Raw genomic sequence first — 17,106 nt, forward strand, 5'->3', positions numbered from 1 at the left:
GTGGCTTGTTGTTTGCTCATCGCCGGTCAGTGGATGCGCATTATAGGGAGATCTCGGATTAGCGCAAGTGTTTTTTTAAAAAAACTTACCAAGCGAATGCTTTATAATCAAACATCCTATATTGGTATAAATAATAGACACTGATTGTTTAAAAAAGTTTCAATTTTATCTGTGATTCTTAGCGATTTAACCGTTAAATCTTCATTTATAAATTAAGAGCATAAAAAAGAGGCTTAAATAAGCCTCTTTTCAGTTTCACGACATCTCTTATTACTATAGAGAGGATGCTCTATTACTGTTTTGCAATTATCTTATTATTATCCAAATCTAAGATAATCTCTTTACCTGGTAATAATTTACCAGACAAGATGTCTTGAGCTAATGGGTTTTCAACCTCTTGCTGGATAGCCCGTTTCAATGGACGAGCACCATAAATTGGGTCGAATCCAACTTCGCTCAACTTCTCTAATGCAGCCCCAGTAATAGTAACGTGATAACCACGCTCTTCTAAACGCTGGTATAAACGACGCAACTGAATTTGTGCAATCGCTGCAATGTTTTCTTTGCCTAATGGATGGAATACCACAACTTCATCAATACGGTTGATAAACTCTGGTCTGAAATGATGGCCCACAACATCCATCACAATAGTTTTCATTTCTGGATAATCAATTGTCCCGAAACGTTCTTGAATTAAATCAGAGCCCAAGTTCGATGTCATAATCACAACTGTATTACGAAAATCGACTGTTCTACCTTGTCCATCCGTTAAACGACCATCATCCAATACTTGCAATAAGATATTAAATACGTCCGGATGCGCTTTTTCAACTTCATCTAATAAGATGACTGAATAAGGACGACGACGAACTGCTTCTGTTAAATATCCACCTTCTTCGTAACCAACATATCCTGGAGGCGCACCCACTAAACGAGAAACGGAGTGTTTTTCCATAAACTCAGACATATCGATACGAACCATTGCATCATCACTATCAAACAAGAAGTTTGCTAATGCTTTACATAATTCTGTTTTACCCACCCCTGTTGGTCCTAAAAATAAGAACGAACCAATTGGGCGATTAGGATCAGACAACCCTGCACGACTACGGCGGATCGCATTTGATACTGCACTCACAGCCTCAGCCTGACCAATAACACGTCTATGTAACTCTTGTTCCATTCTTAGCAGTTTTTCACGTTCCCCTTCTAACATTCTAGATACAGGAATACCTGTCCAACGCGCTAAAATTTCAGCGATTTCAGCATCAGTGACTTTATTACGTAACAGCTTCATATGCTTATCTTCAGCTTTATTCGCTTCAGCAAGCTGTTTTTCTAATGTCGGGATTTGTCCATATTGGATCTCCGACATTTTCGCTAAATCACCACTACGACGAGCCTGCTCTAAAGCAATACGAGCCTGCTCTAATTCAGATTTAATATGTTGAGTGCCAGTAAGCTCTGCTTTCTCAGCTTTCCACTCTTCTTCTAAAACAGAATACTCTTTCTCTTTCTCAGCAAGTTCTTCATTTAGCATCTCTAAACGTTTTTTACTTGCATCATCAGACTCTTTTTGCAGTGCCTGTTGTTCAAGTTTGAGCTGAATGATACGTCTATCAAGTCTATCTAGTGCTTCTGGTTTTGAATCCATCTGCATACGTAGGCTTGCACCCGCTTCATCAATTAAATCAATTGCTTTATCTGGCAACATACGGTCAGAAATATAGCGATGAGATAAAGTCGCAGCTGCAACGATAGCTGGGTCTGTAATTTGAACATGATGATGAAGTTCATAACGTTCTTTTAGACCACGTAAAATAGCAATAGTATCTTCAACTGTAGGCTCAGCCACATACACTTTTTGGAAACGACGCTCTAATGCAGCATCTTTTTCAATGTATTGACGATATTCGTCAAGTGTTGTTGCACCCACACAGTGTAATTCACCACGAGCTAATGCAGGCTTTAGCATATTTCCCGCATCCATAGCACCGTCGGCTTTACCTGCACCAACCATCGTATGTAATTCATCAATAAACAGAATGACACTGCCTTCCTGTTTAGATAAATCATTTAAAACAGCTTTTAAACGCTCTTCAAACTCACCACGATATTTAGCACCTGCTAATAACGAGCCCATATCTAAGGAAAGTACGCGCTTATTCTTTAAACCTTCAGGGACTTCACCATTAACAATGCGTTGAGCCAAACCTTCAACAATCGCCGTTTTACCCACACCCGGCTCGCCAATAAGTACAGGGTTGTTTTTAGTACGACGTTGTAAAACTTGAATGGTTCTTCTTATTTCTTCATCACGACCAATAACAGGATCGAGTTTGCCTTGTTCTGCTCTTTCCGTTAAATCCACAGTATATTTTTTCAATGCCTGACGTTGGTCTTCTGCATTTTGATCGTTCACTGTTTCTCCACCACGTATTTTTTCAATCGCTATCTCAAGACTCGCTTTATTCGCTCCGGCCGCTTTTAGCATGTCAGCAACTTGACCACCCGTTTCCATGGCAGCTAAAAGAAAGAGCTCTGACGAAATAAATTCGTCACCTTTTTTCTGTGCCAACTTATCGCACAAATTAAGGTGTTTAATTAAATCATTTGAGGGATGAACCTCTCCACCAGCACCTTCGACTTTAGGTAATCGAGATAAAGCATCATTAATTCGCTCATTAAATTGCGATGCATTAACGCCTACAGATGTTAATAAAGGGCGAATTGAGCCACCTTGTTGATTAAATAACGCACTCAGTAAATGTATGGGTTCTATAAATTGATTATCGTTCCCAAGTGCCAATGACTGGGCGTCTGCGAGAGCTTGCTGGAATTTATTGGTTAATTTATCCAGACGCATAACACCTCCAAGTAAAATTTAAAGTAAAATTCGTAACTGGAGAATAGATGAGGTCATTTTGACAATATTCAAGCTCAAAATAAAAATTTTGAGCAAAAATATTTATCAATATTTGAGATAAGTGAGAAAAACGGTTGAGAGAAGTTTATTTAATCCAGATTAATGACGCCATTCGACCTGTTATCTGTTCGCGTCTATATGAAAAGAAACGCGATTTCTCTGTCACAGTACAGAAATTACCACCGTAAATCTGAGTTACCCCATTTTCCTGTAAAATTATTCTCGCTAACATATAGATATTAGCTAAATATTTACCATTATGAGGAATAAATGCAGGATCAAAGGCCTTATTTTTTTCAATAAAGGCCAAACGGACTTCAGAGCCTACCTCAAAAGCAGTTGGCCCAATTGCTGGCCCTAACCATGCCATTATTTGATGTTTTGGTGCTTTAAACTTCGCTAGTGTATTTTGTAATACACCATGGCAAAGCCCTCGCCATCCACCATGAGCTGCGCCAACTTCTGTTCCATCAATAGTTGTAAAAAGAACAGGTAGGCAATCTGCCGTCATAATTGCACAAACTTTTTTCTCAGTAGCGGTATAAAGGGCATCACCTCGTACTTCATTATTTTTCTCAGTATTTAGCGTAACAACATGGGTACCATGAACTTGTTCAAGCCATAATGGCATTTCAGGCAGTTGAGCTTGCTGACAAAGTCTGCGTCTATTTTCTTCAACATCAGATAATTTATCACCAACATGAGCACCTAGATTGAGGCTATTATAAGGTGGCAGACTAACTCCCCCCTCTCTCAAGGTACTGCAAGACCCAATATTTTCAGGTTGTGGCCAATCTGGAAAAATCAATGAAGTCATTTACCAATCCATTTCATCTTTAAACTGTTCAACGTCAGCTTTTAGCACATCGATAAGCTTAACCATATCATCAGGTAATGGTGCATGCCATTCCATTTCAATACCTGTTATTGGATGATAAAGACGTAGCATCGTTGCGTGCAAAGCTTGTCTATCAAATAAACGTAACGTTTCTCGTAATTCATCTGAAGCCCCTTTTAAAGGACGAGGTCTTCCTGCATAAAGCTGATCACCAATTAAAGCATGATGTATATGTGCCATATGAACACGAATTTGGTGAGTACGACCGGTTTCTAAACGTAAACGCAAACGTGTATGAGCACGGAAATGCTCCATAACACGATAATGTGTTACTGCAGGTTTACCCATTGGGTGTACAGCCATATGTGTACGTTTAGTTGGATGTCGAGAAATAGGTTCATTCACTAATCCTCCTGCTGTCATTCTTCCTGTTGCAACCGCTTCATACTCACGCGTGATTTCACGACGTTGTAAAGCTTCGACTAAATGCGTTTGAGCAGGAACTGTTTTTGCAACAACCATTAAACCTGTTGTATCTTTATCCAAACGATGGACAATACCAGCACGAGGTACATTAGCAATCTCTGGATAACGATAAAGTAATGCGTTTAATACGGTGCCATCAGGGTTACCCGCACCAGGATGTACAACAAGATCTCTTGGCTTATTGATAACTAAAATATCATCATCTTCATAAACGATATTTAACGGAATATTCTGAGGCTCCCAGCGAACATCCTCTTCAATTAAGGCATCGATTTCAATTTTTTCACCGCCAAGCATTTTTTCTTTTGGCTTATTGATGATTTTATCGTTAACCTGCACTCTATTGTCTAAGATCCACTCTTTTATACGAGATCTTGAATAATCAGGGAACATTTCGGCCAAAGCCTGATCTAAGCGTTGACCCAGCTGTGAATCTGCGACTGTAGCATTAAGTCGTATTTGTTGAGACATAAATAATTTTCTATTAATTAAGTTAGTGTTTTGACGGCACAGCCGTTTCATTTAAAATGAGTTATAGTGTAACCGATTTCAGGGGAGCTTCACGGAGAGACTCCCCAAACCTATTCAGAGGATAATCAATACGTGATGAGACGCATTAAATACCTAGTGGCAGCGGCCACTGTAAGCCTGTTACTTGCTGGCTGTTCGAGTTCAGACAAAGACGCTACTGCCGATATGTCGCCTTCTGAGCTTTACTCAACCAGTCAGGAAAAATTGCTAGATGGCAATTATGGAGCGGCTATCAAACAATTAGAGTCTCTCGATAATCGCTATCCTTTTGGCCCTTACTCGCAACAAGTTCAACTCGATCTGATTTATGCTTATTATAAATCAGCGGAACTACCAATGGCGATTTCGGCAATCGACCGTTTTATGCGATTAAATCCAACCCATCCTAATATCGACTATGTTCTTTATATGCGTGGCTTAACGGCTCAGGCATTAGATGATAGTGCATTACAAGGGTTCTTTGGTATTGATCGTTCAGACCGAGATCCTCAACATGCAATTGTAGCATTCAAAGATTTTAGTCAATTAGTTCGCTACTATCCAGACAGCCTTTATGCCGCTGATGCAACTAAACGTCTTGTCTTTCTTAAAAACCGTTTAGCGAAGTATGAGCTTTCTGTTGCAAAATTCTATACTAAACGAGGGGCTTATGTCGCGGTTATTAATAGAGTAGAGCAAATGATGCGTGATTATCCTGATACACAAGCCACTCGCGACGCGCTTGTTTATATGGAAAACGCTTATAAAGAATTAGGTCTGACACAAGAAGCAGAAAAAGTAGCTTCACTGATTGCAGCCAATCCAGCCTAATTAAAGCCTCACTATCAAAAACAGCAGCTTATCGCTGCTGTTTTTTTATTCTTTGCTAGCTAAATTGTCTTTACTTTTTATCAGCCCAACCTTCCTAATATGACCGAATAAATACAACTTAACAAGCGGTCTTTTTCAGCTATTTATCATTTGTCACGTTTTTATTACTAGTTACACATACATCTAACAAAAAGTGATTTTGATCATGTTTTAAATTGTGTATCACGATATTCTGAATTTATCGAAGATGGAGTAATAAAGAGGTAACTATATGATTATAAATATTACTAGCAAACAAATGGAAATTACCCCAGCACTACGAGAACACATTGAAAGCCGTCTAACTAAACTTAATAAATGGCAGGTGAATTTAATCAATCCTCATATTATTCTTACGAAAGATCCTAAGGGTTTTAGTGTTGATGCCAGCATTCATACTCCAAATGGGCAATTGGTCGCTAATGCACAACACGCCGATATGTATGTTGCAATTAATGACTTACTCGCAAAACTTGAACGTCAATTAAACAAAGTTCAGCATAAAAATGAATCTCGCCGGGCGAATAACAGCCTGAAAGAAGAGAATTTACTTGTCGATGAAATGTAAATAGTAAAGCAAGATTAAAAATTAGAATAAATCACTGACTCAAAACGCCTCTGCGCATCCTCGTGATGCGCTTTTTGTTGTATTTTTCTTGACTCCTTTCACATCATCATGTTTGATAGCGATATGTTAAATAATTTACCAATCAATATAATGAACAAATATCCACATTTGCCTTTCTTCTTTTTCTTTCTACTCTTTCATTAAGAGGCTTTGTCATTTCAGAAAGAAAAGTAAGAACGACAATAGCCTCCAAGTTGGAGGCTTTTTTATTTATGATGGTATGACATAACGGTATAGGGCTTAAACATGGAAAAACTCGATTTATTAGCAATCAGAGATAAAATTACAACGTTAGATTCAGAATTACTAACGTTGTTAGCAAACAGACGCCAATTATCTGCTGACGTAGCTCAATTTAAATTGAATACACATCGCCCTATTAGAGATAAAAATCGTGAGCGTGAATTACTTGATTTATTAATTGAGAAAGGAAAAAAAGTTGGGCTAGATGGTTTTTATATTAGTCGTATTTTTCAAATGATCATTGAAGACTCTGTATTAACGCAACAAGCCATTCTACAACAACATCTTAATGCAACCCCCAATGAATCAGCCAGAATTGCTTATTTAGGACCTAAAGGTTCTTATTCACATATTGCTGCCCGTCAATATGCAGCCCGCCATTTTGATACCTACGTTGATTGCACTTGTCAAAAATTTGACGACATTTTTACACTTGTCGATACAGGTCAAGCTGATTACGGTTTACTACCCATTGAAAATACTAGTTCGGGCGCAATTAATGATGTTTACGATTTATTGCAAACAACATCAATCTCTATTGTTGGTGAAATTCGCATCCCTATTAATCATGCGCTTTTAACAAGTGTTGATAGCAGTACAGAAGAATTGCAAACTATTTATAGTCACCCTCAACCCTTCCAACAATGTAGCCATTATTTAAACCAGTATCCAAACTGGAAAATTGAATACTGTGAAAGTACTGCCGCTGCAATGGAAAAAGTGGCTTTCGCACAATCGCCACATGTTGCGGCTATTGGTAGTGAAGCTGGTGGCTCTCTTTATGGTTTAAAACCTTTAGCTAATAATTTAGCAAACCAGCAAATAAACGTAACACGCTTTATTGTTATTGCACGAAAAGCCATAGATGTTTCAGAGCAAGTACCTGCTAAAACAACCTTCTTAATGGCAACAGGACAACAAGCAGGTGCATTAGTTGATGCATTAATGATTTTAAAAAAATACGACATTATTATGACAAAACTTGAATCTCGTCCTATTAATGGCACACCTTGGGAAGAGATGTTTTATATTGATGTTCAAGCAAATTTACGTGACATCAATATGCAAAAGGCCTTACACGATTTATCACAAACAACACGTTCATTAAAAATACTAGGCTGTTACCCTTCAGAAAATGTTGTTCCTGTTGAAGTAAAATAAACTCACTCTCAGATAAAAGCCAAATAGCATATAACTATCTGGCTTTTCTTTTTGGCTCTTATTTTAAAATTAATTATAAGAAACCATACATCGCAGCAAATACCCAGCCAAAGACACAGGAAACGGTTACACCAATTAACCCTGGTAAAATAAAGCTATGGTTAATAACAAAACGCCCTATTCGAGTTGTACCAGAACGGTCAAATTGAATTGCCGCTAAGTCACTAGGATAAGTTGGCAGAATATAATAACCGTAACAAGCAGGTGCCGATGCAATGATATAAGCAGGATCAACACCAATACCCAGTGCTAAAGGAACAATTGCAGCTAAAGCTGCCGCTTGAGAGTTAACAAACTTAGATACCAATAGTAAGACAACGGCATAAGCCCAAGGATATTCTCGTACTAATTGTCCTAATGCTGCTTCTATTTCTTTCATATGTGCAGAGAACATGGTTTCTGCCATCCAAGCAATACCATATACAGCAACAATTGCTATCATCCCTGAACGGAATACTTCATTTTTAGATATAAGAGACGGATTGGTTTTACAGATAATAATAATTGATGCGCCTGCTAATAACATAAACATCTGAATAACGAGCACCATAGATAACGGTTTGCCATTAAATACAGGACGTATTTCAGAAAAAGCACCTAATATTGCAACAACAGCAATTGCACCTAAAAATATCCACATTGCCACCCAGTTTTTCATAGGGAGCTTTTTATCTAGAAGTGTCGCTGTATCTCCATAAACATAATCATGGTTTTCAGGAACTGAAACAAACTCTTGGAAACGTTGGTCTTTATCTAAGTCTTTTCCTCTAAACCAGCTAAAGATACCAATGGCTAAAATACCGATAAAAGTAGAAGGTATAGTAATTGCCAATAAATCTAAAAATTCAAGGTGTTTACCATTAAAAGTCACATCACCGAGCATTGCGACTAATGTAACAACGGCAACGGAAACGGGGCTTGCAATAATCCCCATTTGCGAGCCGATTGTACTTGCTGCCATTGGTCTTTCAGGGCGAATATTATTTTTTATCGACACATCATAGATAATTGGCAATATAGTATAAACAACATGCCCAGTACCACATAATATTGTAAGAGTACAAGTTACGAGTGGTGCAACAATAGAAATATATTTGGGATTTTTTCGTAATAATTTTTCTGCTATTTGCAACATAACATCTAATCCACCAGATGCTTGTAATGTTGCTGATGCAGAAACAACGGCAATAATAACTAACATTACATCAACAGGTGGTTTTCCCGGAGGGAGATTAAAAACAAAAACTAAAATAACTAGACCTACACCACCTAATAAACCTAATGCAATTCCGCCCTTCCTAGCCCCATAAAATAGACACACTAATATAATGGCGAGTTGTATTAAAAAATCCATAAATTACCCCTTGAAAAACACGTCGGAATATAAATAAAAAATAATACAATTGAATTTTTAGCACTTCTTGCAAAAAAAAGAGTCTATAAAATATAATTTACGATAATTGTTATAATCATTTTTTTGATCATTGTTATAGTTTACATAATACCTTTCAATTTCATTCAGTTTTAAGATCTCATCAACAAATAACTTTTAACGAAGAGACAATATTGAACATTAATTATTATGTAATTAAACCAAGTAATAACAATTAAATAACAAGACATTACTGTATATAAAAATTAATAATTTCCAATTATCAAAAAACATTAAAATCCCATTAAAAATAGAAGTTTAATCACTTACTTTTCCGATATAACGTATACATGATTGTTTTACTTCTTATGAAATACCAGAGAGGTTGTTAGATAAAATAGAATTATGCTTTAAGCATAAATAGGATGATTATATGAATAAATTTATATTATTGATTTTAAATGTAATTTTTATTTTTTTCACAGCAAATGCTTATGCATCACAAAGTTCTTATTCTGAAGTAACAGTAAGTTCGATAAACCAGCTTCATTGTACTGTTAGCCCATGTCCTAATCCTAAGGATTATTAGATAATGCAGTAATAGAGAATTTTTTGGCATATTAAAAACAGAATATTTTTATACTAAATAATTTAGAGATGTAGATGAATTAGAAGAAGAACTTTATGAATATATCAAGTATTACAATACTGAAAGGATCAAGATAAAATTAAAAGGACTGAGTCCAGTTCAATACCGAACTCAGTCTTTATCTAACTAATTTAAACAGTCCAATAAACTAGGGTCAGTTCACTTCACACAATTAATTGACTGTTTTTTTATAAAATGAAGCTTTAAATTATATTCGGCTATCATTTGCTTTTTGTAATAAGATTCCACTTTCTTTCATAAATTGAGAAGCATAATCACCAAACCAATAACTCACGTTATTAAACGAATGAACAAATTCACTCTTTGCATTTATATCTAATAAATCGATAGCTTGACCTAATGACTGATGATATCGACGAATTAATTCAATATTCTCTTTCGATGACAAAATAATATCAGCATAAAGTTGTGGATCCTGAGCAAATAGGCGCCCTATCATTGCCAATTCTAACCGGTAAATAGGAGATGAAAGCCGCAGTAAACTGGCTAAATCAACTTTTTCTTTTGCTAAATGCTGGCCGTAAGCAAAGGTTGTAAAGTGTCGAAGTGCTTGAATAAAACTCATATTTTTATCATGCTCTTCCGGCGTAATCGCCTCAATTCTTGCTCCCCATACCATTAATTGCTCTAACAACCATTCAAATTTTTGATGATTTCGTCCTTCACAATAAGCCACAACCTGCTTTGCTAAACTGGGCACATCAGGGCCAAACATTGGATGAAGACCTAAAACTGGCCCACTATGTGCTTTTAACATTGCGTCTAAAGGTTGTTTTTTAATAGAAGCGAGATCTACTAACAAACAACTTTCAGGTAAAGGAGGAAGCGTCTCAATAACCTCAACAGTTAAATGGATAGGTACACTAATTATTACCATTCCTGCATTATCAAAAATAGCAGGTGATTTAGTTTGCCATTCATCAGCTTCTAAGCTTTCAACTTGATAACCAGAGAGTGTAAACAAACGAGAAAATAGTTTACCCATTTTCCCATTTCCGCCCACAATAACGATTTTACCCAATTGAGGATTAAGCGTTTTAAATCCCTTATCATTCTCTTTAGTATAGGATTCTCGCATTACTCGGCGTAACACATCTTCAATCAAATCTGGGGAAATCCCCATCATTTGAGCATCATTACGACGAGAAGCAAGCATAGAGGCCTCTCTATCAGGTGCATAAATCGGTAAGCCATAACGGTTTTTAACTTCTCCCACTTCAGCTACCAGTTGCATTCTTTTTGCGAGTAAAGAAAGCAGTGATTTATCTACCTGATCAATTTGCTCACGCAAATTTTGTAATTCTTCAGCCATCTATGCTTGCCTCTTTTTATTTATGATTAACTAACTTTTTTTAACTGTGCTTCACGCTGAGCCAGAATCGGGGATAGTTGAGCATGTAAATTTCTTAACACTGATTCCGTTGTTTCCCAACTAATACATGCATCTGTTACTGAGACACCGTATTTCATTTCACTGCGAGGCTGCTCTGACGATTGATTGCCTTCATTAATGTGACTTTCTAACATAATACCAGTGATAGATTCATTACCTTTAGTAATTTGCTCAATCACTGAATCAACTACCGCCGTTTGACGACGGAAATCTTTATTAGAATTACCATGGCTACAATCAATCATTAATGATGGTTTTAATCCAGCTTTTACCATCTGAACTTCACACTGAGCAACATCTTCTTCATGATAATTTGGTGTTTTACCACCACGTAAAATCACATGACCATCTGGGTTACCTTGTGTTTGCAATAAACAAACCTGCCCTGATTGATTAATTCCCATAAATCGATGTGGCATAGAAGCCGCTTTCATCGCGTTAATTGCAGTATCTAGATTACCATCTGTACCATTTTTAAATCCAACTGGCATTGAAAGCCCCGATGCCATTTCACGGTGAGTCTGAGATTCTGTTGTTCTGGCTCCAATAGCAGACCAACTAAATAAATCACCTAAGTATTGTGGATTGTTAGGATCTAACGCTTCTGTTGCTAAAGGCAAACCTAATTGCACTAGTTCAGTCAATAACTTACGGGCAATATGTAATCCTTTTTCCATTTCAAAACTACCATCCATAAACGGATCGCTGATTAAACCTTTCCAGCCAACAGTAGTACGAGGTTTTTCAAAGTAGACACGCATCACAATGTACAGGCTATCACTTAATTCAGAGGCTAAGACTTTCAGACGTTTTGCGTAATCTAACGCAACATCAATATCATGAATGGAACAAGGCCCACATACCACGAGTAAGCGAGGATCACGACGTTGGACAATTTCAGAAATTGTTTGACGTGACTGAGCAATGGCATGCAGATCATTGCGACTCAATGGGTATTTTTGTTTTAACTCTTCTGGAGTAATTAAAACCAGCTCTTCGCTGATATTCACATTATTGAGTGCGTCTTTTTGCATGATCATAATCTTTACCTTTTTATATCTGTCATTGTGATTTTTGTGTGTCTGAAAGATAAGATAACATGCAATGTAAAGAAATCAATCCATATTTTTGACATTTTTGATAAACCTGTAAACATATGATTACATAAAAGATGATTATCAAAAATAAGCGATAGATAACAATAAGTTACAATAAAAAAATAGAATAAAGATAATGTGATCAACATTGAACCAAAACACCGAACTGTAATAATATATTTACAGCTTATCTTTTAATGAATCTCAATATAAGAATAATAAATAAGATAGGAATATAGAGGCAACAGAGATGAAAAACTCACAAACAATATTTTCAACATCGTGAGATATAAAAAAAGGTCAGCAAATGCTGACCTTTTAACAATAACTTTCGGATGTGCGAAAGCGTATTATTTAGCGTTAAGACGCTCTTTGATACGAGCAGCCTTACCTGAACGCTCACGCAGGTAGTACAGTTTAGCTTGACGAACCGCACCACGACGTTTCACAGTGATGCTATCTACGACTGGAGAGTGAGTTTGGAATACACGCTCAACACCTTCGCCATTAGAAATTTTACGAACAGTGAATGCAGAGTGCAGACCGCGGTTACGAATAGCGATAACCACGCCCTCGAATGCCTGCAGACGTTTTTTAGAACCTTCAACAACCCATACTTTAATTTCTAAAGTATCACCAGGACGGAATGAAGGAACATCTTGCTTCATCTGTTCTTGTTCGATTTGTTTAATAATATTGCTCATAATAATTCTCTTACCCTAGGTAAACTGATATTAATGACATCTTGTGTCAGACTTACTCTGCTGTTCCTGACAGATGTTCCCGTTGGAACTCTGTTAACAGCACTCTTTGCTCGTCAGTCAGAGCTAGGCTTTCCAGAAGCTCAGGTCTTCTTAGCCAGGTTCGACCCAGTGATTGTTTCATACGCCAGCGATTAATATGTGCATGGTTTCCTGACAGTAAAACAGCCGGAACTTCCATACCATCTAAAACCTCTGGGCGAGTATAGTGAGGATGATCAAGTAAACCTTCAGCAAAAGAATCTTCTTTCGCAGAGGCTGCGTGTCCGAGAACCCCCGGAACAAAACGCGCTACTGCATCTATCATTATCATGGCAGGTAGTTCCCCACCACTTAATACGTAATCACCAACAGACCACTCTTCATCGATTTCAGTCTGAATGACGCGCTCATCTATACCTTCATACCGACCACAAACCAGAATTAACTTCTCATTTGTTGCCAGTTCACAAACTCCTTGTTGATCGAGTTTGCGTCCCTGAGGTGATAAATAAATCACCTTTGCTCCATCACCTGCCGCAGCTTTTGCTTGATGAATAGCTTCCCTTAAAGGTTGAACCATCATCAACATACCAGGACCACCGCCATATGGACGATCATCAACAGTATTGTGTCTGTCGTATGTAAAATCTCGGGGATTCCAACATTCTACATTGAGCAGACCATGCTTCACTGCCCGACCAGTCACCCCGTACTCGGTTATAGAGCGGAACATTTCTGGAAATAGGCTAATTACCCCAATCCACATTTTAGTGTCCCACTATTGAGAACCGTTAACCGGATAATCTAAAAACCAGGATCCCAATCAACGATAATTTTTTTCGCTGAGAGATCGACTTTCTTGATAACCTGCCCATCAAGAAACGGAACTAACCGTTCCCCGATACCGAACGCATCTTTCAGATTCGCTTTAATCACCATGACATCATTTGAGCCCGTTTCCATCATGTCTGTAACGACACCCAGATCGTAGCCTTTGTCCGTTTCCACATGGCAACCCATCAGATCTTTCCAGTAATATTCACCTTCAAGTTCTGGAAGTTGCGAAGCATTCACGACAATTTCAAAATTAGTCAGGAAGTTAGCCGCATCTCTGTCATCAATACCTTTTAGCTTGACGATAATATCTTGGTTGTGATGTTTCCAACTTTCAATTTCAATGGTTTCCCACTGTCCATGACGCTGAATAAACCACGGTTGATATTCAAAAATGTTTTCGGCGTGTTCGGTGGAAGAAAAAACTCTGAGCCAACCACGGATCCCGTAAGGTGAGCCCAACTTACCCATAACAATAGGTTCTACAGGCTCTTTTAAGGTTTTTTGTTCGCTCATTGTTACCACCGCGACAGATTAAGCGCTTTTCTTCGCTGATTTGATCAGGCCAGCAACACGTTCTGAAACAGTTGCGCCTTGAGCAACCCAGTGTTCAACACGGTCTACGTCTAAACGTAATTCTTCTGCATTACCGGTTGCCAGTGGGTTATAAAAGCCTACGCGTTCAATAAAACGACCATCACGCGCATTGCGGCTATCGGTTACTACTACTTGATAAAACGGACGCTTTTTTGCGCCGCCACGAGCTAAACGAATTGTTACCATAACATCCTCATTAGTTAATAAAACAACCAGACGCCATCGAGGAACGGAGTCCGGTTGTCATATAAAAAGCCCGAAAAGTTTACTCACTTTGGCGAAAAAAGCAATCCAAAGCACGTTTTTTTTCCAGCTTTTTGATTTTATCGGCCAGGGAATCCAGGTGGCATCATACCTTTCATGCTACGCATCATCTTAGCCATGCCACCTTTTTTCATTTTTTTCATCATACGTTGCATATCATCAAACTGTTTTAATAAACGGTTGACGTCTTGCACTTGTGTTCCAGAACCTGTAGCAATACGGCGTTTTCTGGAACCTTTAATGATTTCCGGTTTTTGGCGTTCTTTTTTAGTCATGGAATTAATAATCGCTTCCATTTTCACTAAAATTGAATCATCCATTTGTGATTTCACTGCATCTGGCACCTGAGACATACCCGGCATTTTGCTTAGCATACTTGCCATGCCGCCCATGTTCTTCATTTGCTTTAATTGATCTAAGAAATCATTTAAATCAAAGCCATCACCTTTTTTAAGTTTTGTCGCTAACTTTTCAGCTTGTGCTCTATCAACTTTGCTTTCAATATCTTCAATTAAAGACAGAACATCACCCATGCCTAAAATGCGGGAGGCGATACGATCTGGGTGAAAAGGTTCTAAAGCTTCTGTTTTTTCCCCAACACCGAGGAATTTAATTGGCTTACCCGTGATATGGCGAATTGATAATGCCGCCCCACCACGCGCATCACCATCAACTTTGGTTAATACAACCCCGGTTAATGGCAATGCTTCATTAAATGCTTTTGCTGTATTTGCCGCATCTTGACCCGTCATGGCGTCAACAACAAATAAGGTTTCCACAGGATTAATGGCTTTATGGAGAAGTTGGATCTCTTCCATCATGCCTTCATCTACGTGTAAACGACCTGCTGTATCCACCAGCAATACATCATAGAATTGAAGTTGCGCATGTTTTAATGCATTACTTGCAATTGTGACTGGATTTTCTTGAACAGTCGAAGGAAAGAAATCAATGCCAACCGTTTCGGCTAACGTTTCAAGCTGTTTAATCGCTGCTGGACGGTAAACGTCAGCAGAAACAACAAGAACTTTTTTCTTCTTTTTCTCTTTTAAGAATTTACCTAATTTTGCGACACTGGTTGTTTTACCTGCACCTTGTAAACCAGCCATTAACACAACAGCTGGCGGTTGTGCTGATAGGTCAAGGTCAGTATTCACTTCCCCCATCGCATTGACGAGTTCATTTTGAACAATCTTCACAAACTCCTGACCCGGTGTCAGGCTTTTGTTAACTTCATGCCCTACTGCGCTCTCTTTGACGCGCGCAATAAAATCACGAACCACGGGTAAGGCAACGTCAGCTTCTAATAAAGCCATACGCACTTCACGCAGTGTCTCTTTAATGTTTTCTTCGGTCAGTCTTCCTCGACCGCTTATATTGCGCAATGTGCGCGATAGTCTGTCACTTAAATTCTCAAACATTATCTTAGCTCAGTGTTAAAGTTGGGCTTATCGGTCATGTATGCCACCGATTATATCACGATGACTCGCGGATCTCTGCATAGAGATTTAAGCTTAATGACTTCAATAGTTGGAGCCGTATGCTCCTAGCGCTATACTAGGAAGTTATTCAAACAATATATGTAAGCGAAACTATGCCCGTTATATCAATCTCTATCGTCGCTGTCTGCGCTTATTTACTCAGTCTGGTAATGTTTTTACCCGGTCTGTTACGAAAAGAGCAGAATGGATACCGCGGATTAGCTCTGCTATTTGCGGTAATTGCACTTGTTGCACATGCCATCTCATTAAAATTTTTAATTTTCCGTCCTCACAGTGGACAGAATCTTTCACTCACTAATCTAGGTGCAATTGTTAGCCTAATGGTCTGCGTTATCATGACGATTGTGGCTTCTCGTGGTCGTGCATGGTTCTTACTGCCTATTGTTTATTGTTTCGCAATAGTCAATCTTGTTATTGCAGCACTGATGCCGGGTGAATTTGTTACACATCTTGAAAGTAGCACATCACTCTTTATTCACATTGGATTGGCGTTATTAAGCTATGCCACTCTGTTAATAGCCGCCTTATATGCATTACAACTTAGTTGGCTCGACTATCAACTAAAAAATAAGAAACTAAAATTCTCACCTCAAATGCCACCATTAATGTCAATTGAGCGTAAAATGTTTCATATCACACAAGTGGGTGTGGTATTACTGACACTGACCTTATGTACAGGTTTGGTGTATATGGATAATATTTTTGGTAAAGAAAACATCCATAAATCTATTTTCTCTATCATTGCTTGGTTTGTTTACATCATTTTATTATGGGGACATTTCCGAGAAGGCTGGAGAGGAAAGAAAGTCATTATTTTTAATTTAATTGGCGCTCTTATTTTGACATTAGCTTTTTTTGGTAATCGTTTATTACAAGAGTTAGTACTTAATTAATTTTCTATTTTAGGGTTGC

General features: G+C 38.0%; 15 protein-coding genes, 1 pseudogene and 1 other annotated feature. Of the genes and pseudogenes, 5 read left to right on the plus strand and 11 right to left on the minus strand.

What is annotated here, in order from left to right; all coding sequences use genetic code 11:
* Positions 1-292: 292 nt before the first annotated feature.
* From clpB to rluD, 3 genes are all read right to left on the minus strand, one after another.
* Positions 293-2,866, minus strand: coding sequence for an ATP-dependent chaperone ClpB (clpB, locus tag DK861_RS01130; RefSeq protein WP_109399017.1), 2,574 nt, complete (start codon positions 2,864-2,866; stop codon positions 293-295).
* Between the two features lie 145 nt (positions 2,867-3,011).
* Entirely contained in the window at positions 3,012-3,743 is a 732-nt protein-coding gene (gene yfiH, locus DK861_RS01135) for a purine nucleoside phosphorylase YfiH (RefSeq protein WP_109399018.1), read from the minus strand.
* The gene (rluD, locus tag DK861_RS01140) at positions 3,744-4,721 is read right to left on the minus strand and encodes a 23S rRNA pseudouridine(1911/1915/1917) synthase RluD (RefSeq protein ID WP_006534736.1); all 978 of its coding nucleotides are present in this window, start codon (positions 4,719-4,721) and stop codon (positions 3,744-3,746) included.
* Positions 4,722-4,856: 135 nt separating this feature from the next.
* Between rluD and bamD the strand changes: the two genes are divergently transcribed.
* From bamD to pheA, 3 genes are all read left to right on the plus strand, one after another.
* Entirely contained in the window at positions 4,857-5,591 is a 735-nt protein-coding gene (gene bamD, locus DK861_RS01145) for an outer membrane protein assembly factor BamD (RefSeq protein ID WP_006534737.1), read from the plus strand.
* 271 nt (positions 5,592-5,862) lie between these two features.
* Positions 5,863-6,198 carry a ribosome-associated translation inhibitor RaiA gene (raiA, locus tag DK861_RS01150; protein WP_006534738.1) on the plus strand — a complete coding sequence of 112 codons (336 nt, stop codon included), beginning with the start codon at positions 5,863-5,865 and terminating at the stop codon, positions 6,196-6,198.
* Between the two features lie 154 nt (positions 6,199-6,352).
* Positions 6,353-6,469, plus strand: a sequence feature (Phe leader region).
* 35 nt (positions 6,470-6,504) lie between these two features.
* On the plus strand, positions 6,505-7,662 hold the full coding sequence (gene pheA, locus DK861_RS01155; RefSeq protein WP_109399019.1) for a bifunctional chorismate mutase/prephenate dehydratase: 1,158 nt from the start codon (positions 6,505-6,507) through the stop codon (positions 7,660-7,662).
* A gap of 73 nt (positions 7,663-7,735) precedes the next feature.
* Here pheA and DK861_RS01160 read toward each other — a convergent pair whose 3' ends face one another.
* Positions 7,736-9,076 carry an anaerobic C4-dicarboxylate transporter gene (locus DK861_RS01160; protein WP_006534743.1) on the minus strand — a complete coding sequence of 447 codons (1,341 nt, stop codon included), beginning with the start codon at positions 9,074-9,076 and terminating at the stop codon, positions 7,736-7,738.
* Positions 9,077-9,679: 603 nt separating this feature from the next.
* Between DK861_RS01160 and DK861_RS18370 the strand changes: the two are divergent.
* A pseudogene (locus tag DK861_RS18370) lies at positions 9,680-9,873 on the plus strand (IS3 family transposase); the annotation flags it as partial.
* A 78-nt stretch (positions 9,874-9,951) separates the two neighbouring features.
* Here the strand turns inward: DK861_RS18370 and tyrA are convergent.
* The 7 genes from tyrA to ffh all read right to left on the minus strand — a co-directional run bounded on the left by tyrA (position 9,952) and on the right by ffh (position 16,113).
* The gene (tyrA, locus tag DK861_RS01170) at positions 9,952-11,076 is read right to left on the minus strand and encodes a bifunctional chorismate mutase/prephenate dehydrogenase (RefSeq protein ID WP_109399020.1); all 1,125 of its coding nucleotides are present in this window, start codon (positions 11,074-11,076) and stop codon (positions 9,952-9,954) included.
* Positions 11,077-11,102: 26 nt separating this feature from the next.
* Positions 11,103-12,197 (minus strand): 3-deoxy-7-phosphoheptulonate synthase, encoded by a 1,095-nt coding sequence (locus tag DK861_RS01175; RefSeq protein ID WP_109399021.1) that lies wholly within the window; start codon positions 12,195-12,197, stop codon positions 11,103-11,105.
* 407 nt (positions 12,198-12,604) lie between these two features.
* Entirely contained in the window at positions 12,605-12,958 is a 354-nt protein-coding gene (gene rplS / locus DK861_RS01180) for a 50S ribosomal protein L19 (protein WP_006534749.1), read from the minus strand.
* Positions 12,959-13,010: 52 nt separating this feature from the next.
* Complete coding sequence (gene trmD / locus DK861_RS01185; RefSeq protein WP_006534750.1) at positions 13,011-13,763, minus strand: tRNA (guanosine(37)-N1)-methyltransferase TrmD; 753 nt, start codon at positions 13,761-13,763, stop codon at positions 13,011-13,013.
* Positions 13,764-13,801: 38 nt separating this feature from the next.
* The gene (gene rimM / locus DK861_RS01190; RefSeq protein WP_006534751.1) at positions 13,802-14,347 is read right to left on the minus strand and encodes a ribosome maturation factor RimM; all 546 of its coding nucleotides are present in this window, start codon (positions 14,345-14,347) and stop codon (positions 13,802-13,804) included.
* Between the two features lie 18 nt (positions 14,348-14,365).
* The gene (rpsP, locus tag DK861_RS01195; RefSeq protein WP_004244772.1) at positions 14,366-14,614 is read right to left on the minus strand and encodes a 30S ribosomal protein S16; all 249 of its coding nucleotides are present in this window, start codon (positions 14,612-14,614) and stop codon (positions 14,366-14,368) included.
* Between the two features lie 137 nt (positions 14,615-14,751).
* Positions 14,752-16,113 (minus strand): signal recognition particle protein, encoded by a 1,362-nt coding sequence (gene ffh, locus DK861_RS01200; RefSeq protein ID WP_109396311.1) that lies wholly within the window; start codon positions 16,111-16,113, stop codon positions 14,752-14,754.
* Positions 16,114-16,286: 173 nt separating this feature from the next.
* Here ffh and DK861_RS01205 point away from each other — a divergent pair, with 173 nt between their 5' ends.
* The gene (locus DK861_RS01205) at positions 16,287-17,087 is read left to right on the plus strand and encodes an inner membrane protein YpjD (RefSeq protein ID WP_072063505.1); all 801 of its coding nucleotides are present in this window, start codon (positions 16,287-16,289) and stop codon (positions 17,085-17,087) included.
* Positions 17,088-17,106 lie beyond the last annotated feature (19 nt).

Source organism: Proteus sp. TJ1640, from assembly GCF_003144445.1.
In the GTDB taxonomy this organism is placed as follows: domain Bacteria; phylum Pseudomonadota; class Gammaproteobacteria; order Enterobacterales; family Enterobacteriaceae; genus Proteus; species Proteus penneri.

Coding starts and splice junctions, on each gene's coding strand:
- clpB (WP_109399017.1), bottom strand. CDS start 2,866: ATGCGTCTGGATAAATTAACCAATAAATTCCAGCAAGCTCTCGCAGAC.
- yfiH (WP_109399018.1), bottom strand. CDS start 3,743: ATGACTTCATTGATTTTTCCAGATTGGCCACAACCTGAAAATATTGGG.
- rluD (WP_006534736.1), bottom strand. CDS start 4,721: ATGTCTCAACAAATACGACTTAATGCTACAGTCGCAGATTCACAGCTG.
- bamD (WP_006534737.1), top strand. CDS start 4,857: ATGAGACGCATTAAATACCTAGTGGCAGCGGCCACTGTAAGCCTGTTA.
- raiA (WP_006534738.1), top strand. CDS start 5,863: ATGATTATAAATATTACTAGCAAACAAATGGAAATTACCCCAGCACTA.
- pheA (WP_109399019.1), top strand. CDS start 6,505: ATGGAAAAACTCGATTTATTAGCAATCAGAGATAAAATTACAACGTTA.
- DK861_RS01160 (WP_006534743.1), bottom strand. CDS start 9,076: ATGGATTTTTTAATACAACTCGCCATTATATTAGTGTGTCTATTTTAT.
- tyrA (WP_109399020.1), bottom strand. CDS start 11,076: ATGGCTGAAGAATTACAAAATTTGCGTGAGCAAATTGATCAGGTAGAT.
- DK861_RS01175 (WP_109399021.1), bottom strand. CDS start 12,197: ATGATCATGCAAAAAGACGCACTCAATAATGTGAATATCAGCGAAGAG.
- rplS (WP_006534749.1), bottom strand. CDS start 12,958: ATGAGCAATATTATTAAACAAATCGAACAAGAACAGATGAAGCAAGAT.
- trmD (WP_006534750.1), bottom strand. CDS start 13,763: ATGTGGATTGGGGTAATTAGCCTATTTCCAGAAATGTTCCGCTCTATA.
- rimM (WP_006534751.1), bottom strand. CDS start 14,347: ATGAGCGAACAAAAAACCTTAAAAGAGCCTGTAGAACCTATTGTTATG.
- rpsP (WP_004244772.1), bottom strand. CDS start 14,614: ATGGTAACAATTCGTTTAGCTCGTGGCGGCGCAAAAAAGCGTCCGTTT.
- ffh (WP_109396311.1), bottom strand. CDS start 16,113: ATGTTTGAGAATTTAAGTGACAGACTATCGCGCACATTGCGCAATATA.
- DK861_RS01205 (WP_072063505.1), top strand. CDS start 16,287: ATGCCCGTTATATCAATCTCTATCGTCGCTGTCTGCGCTTATTTACTC.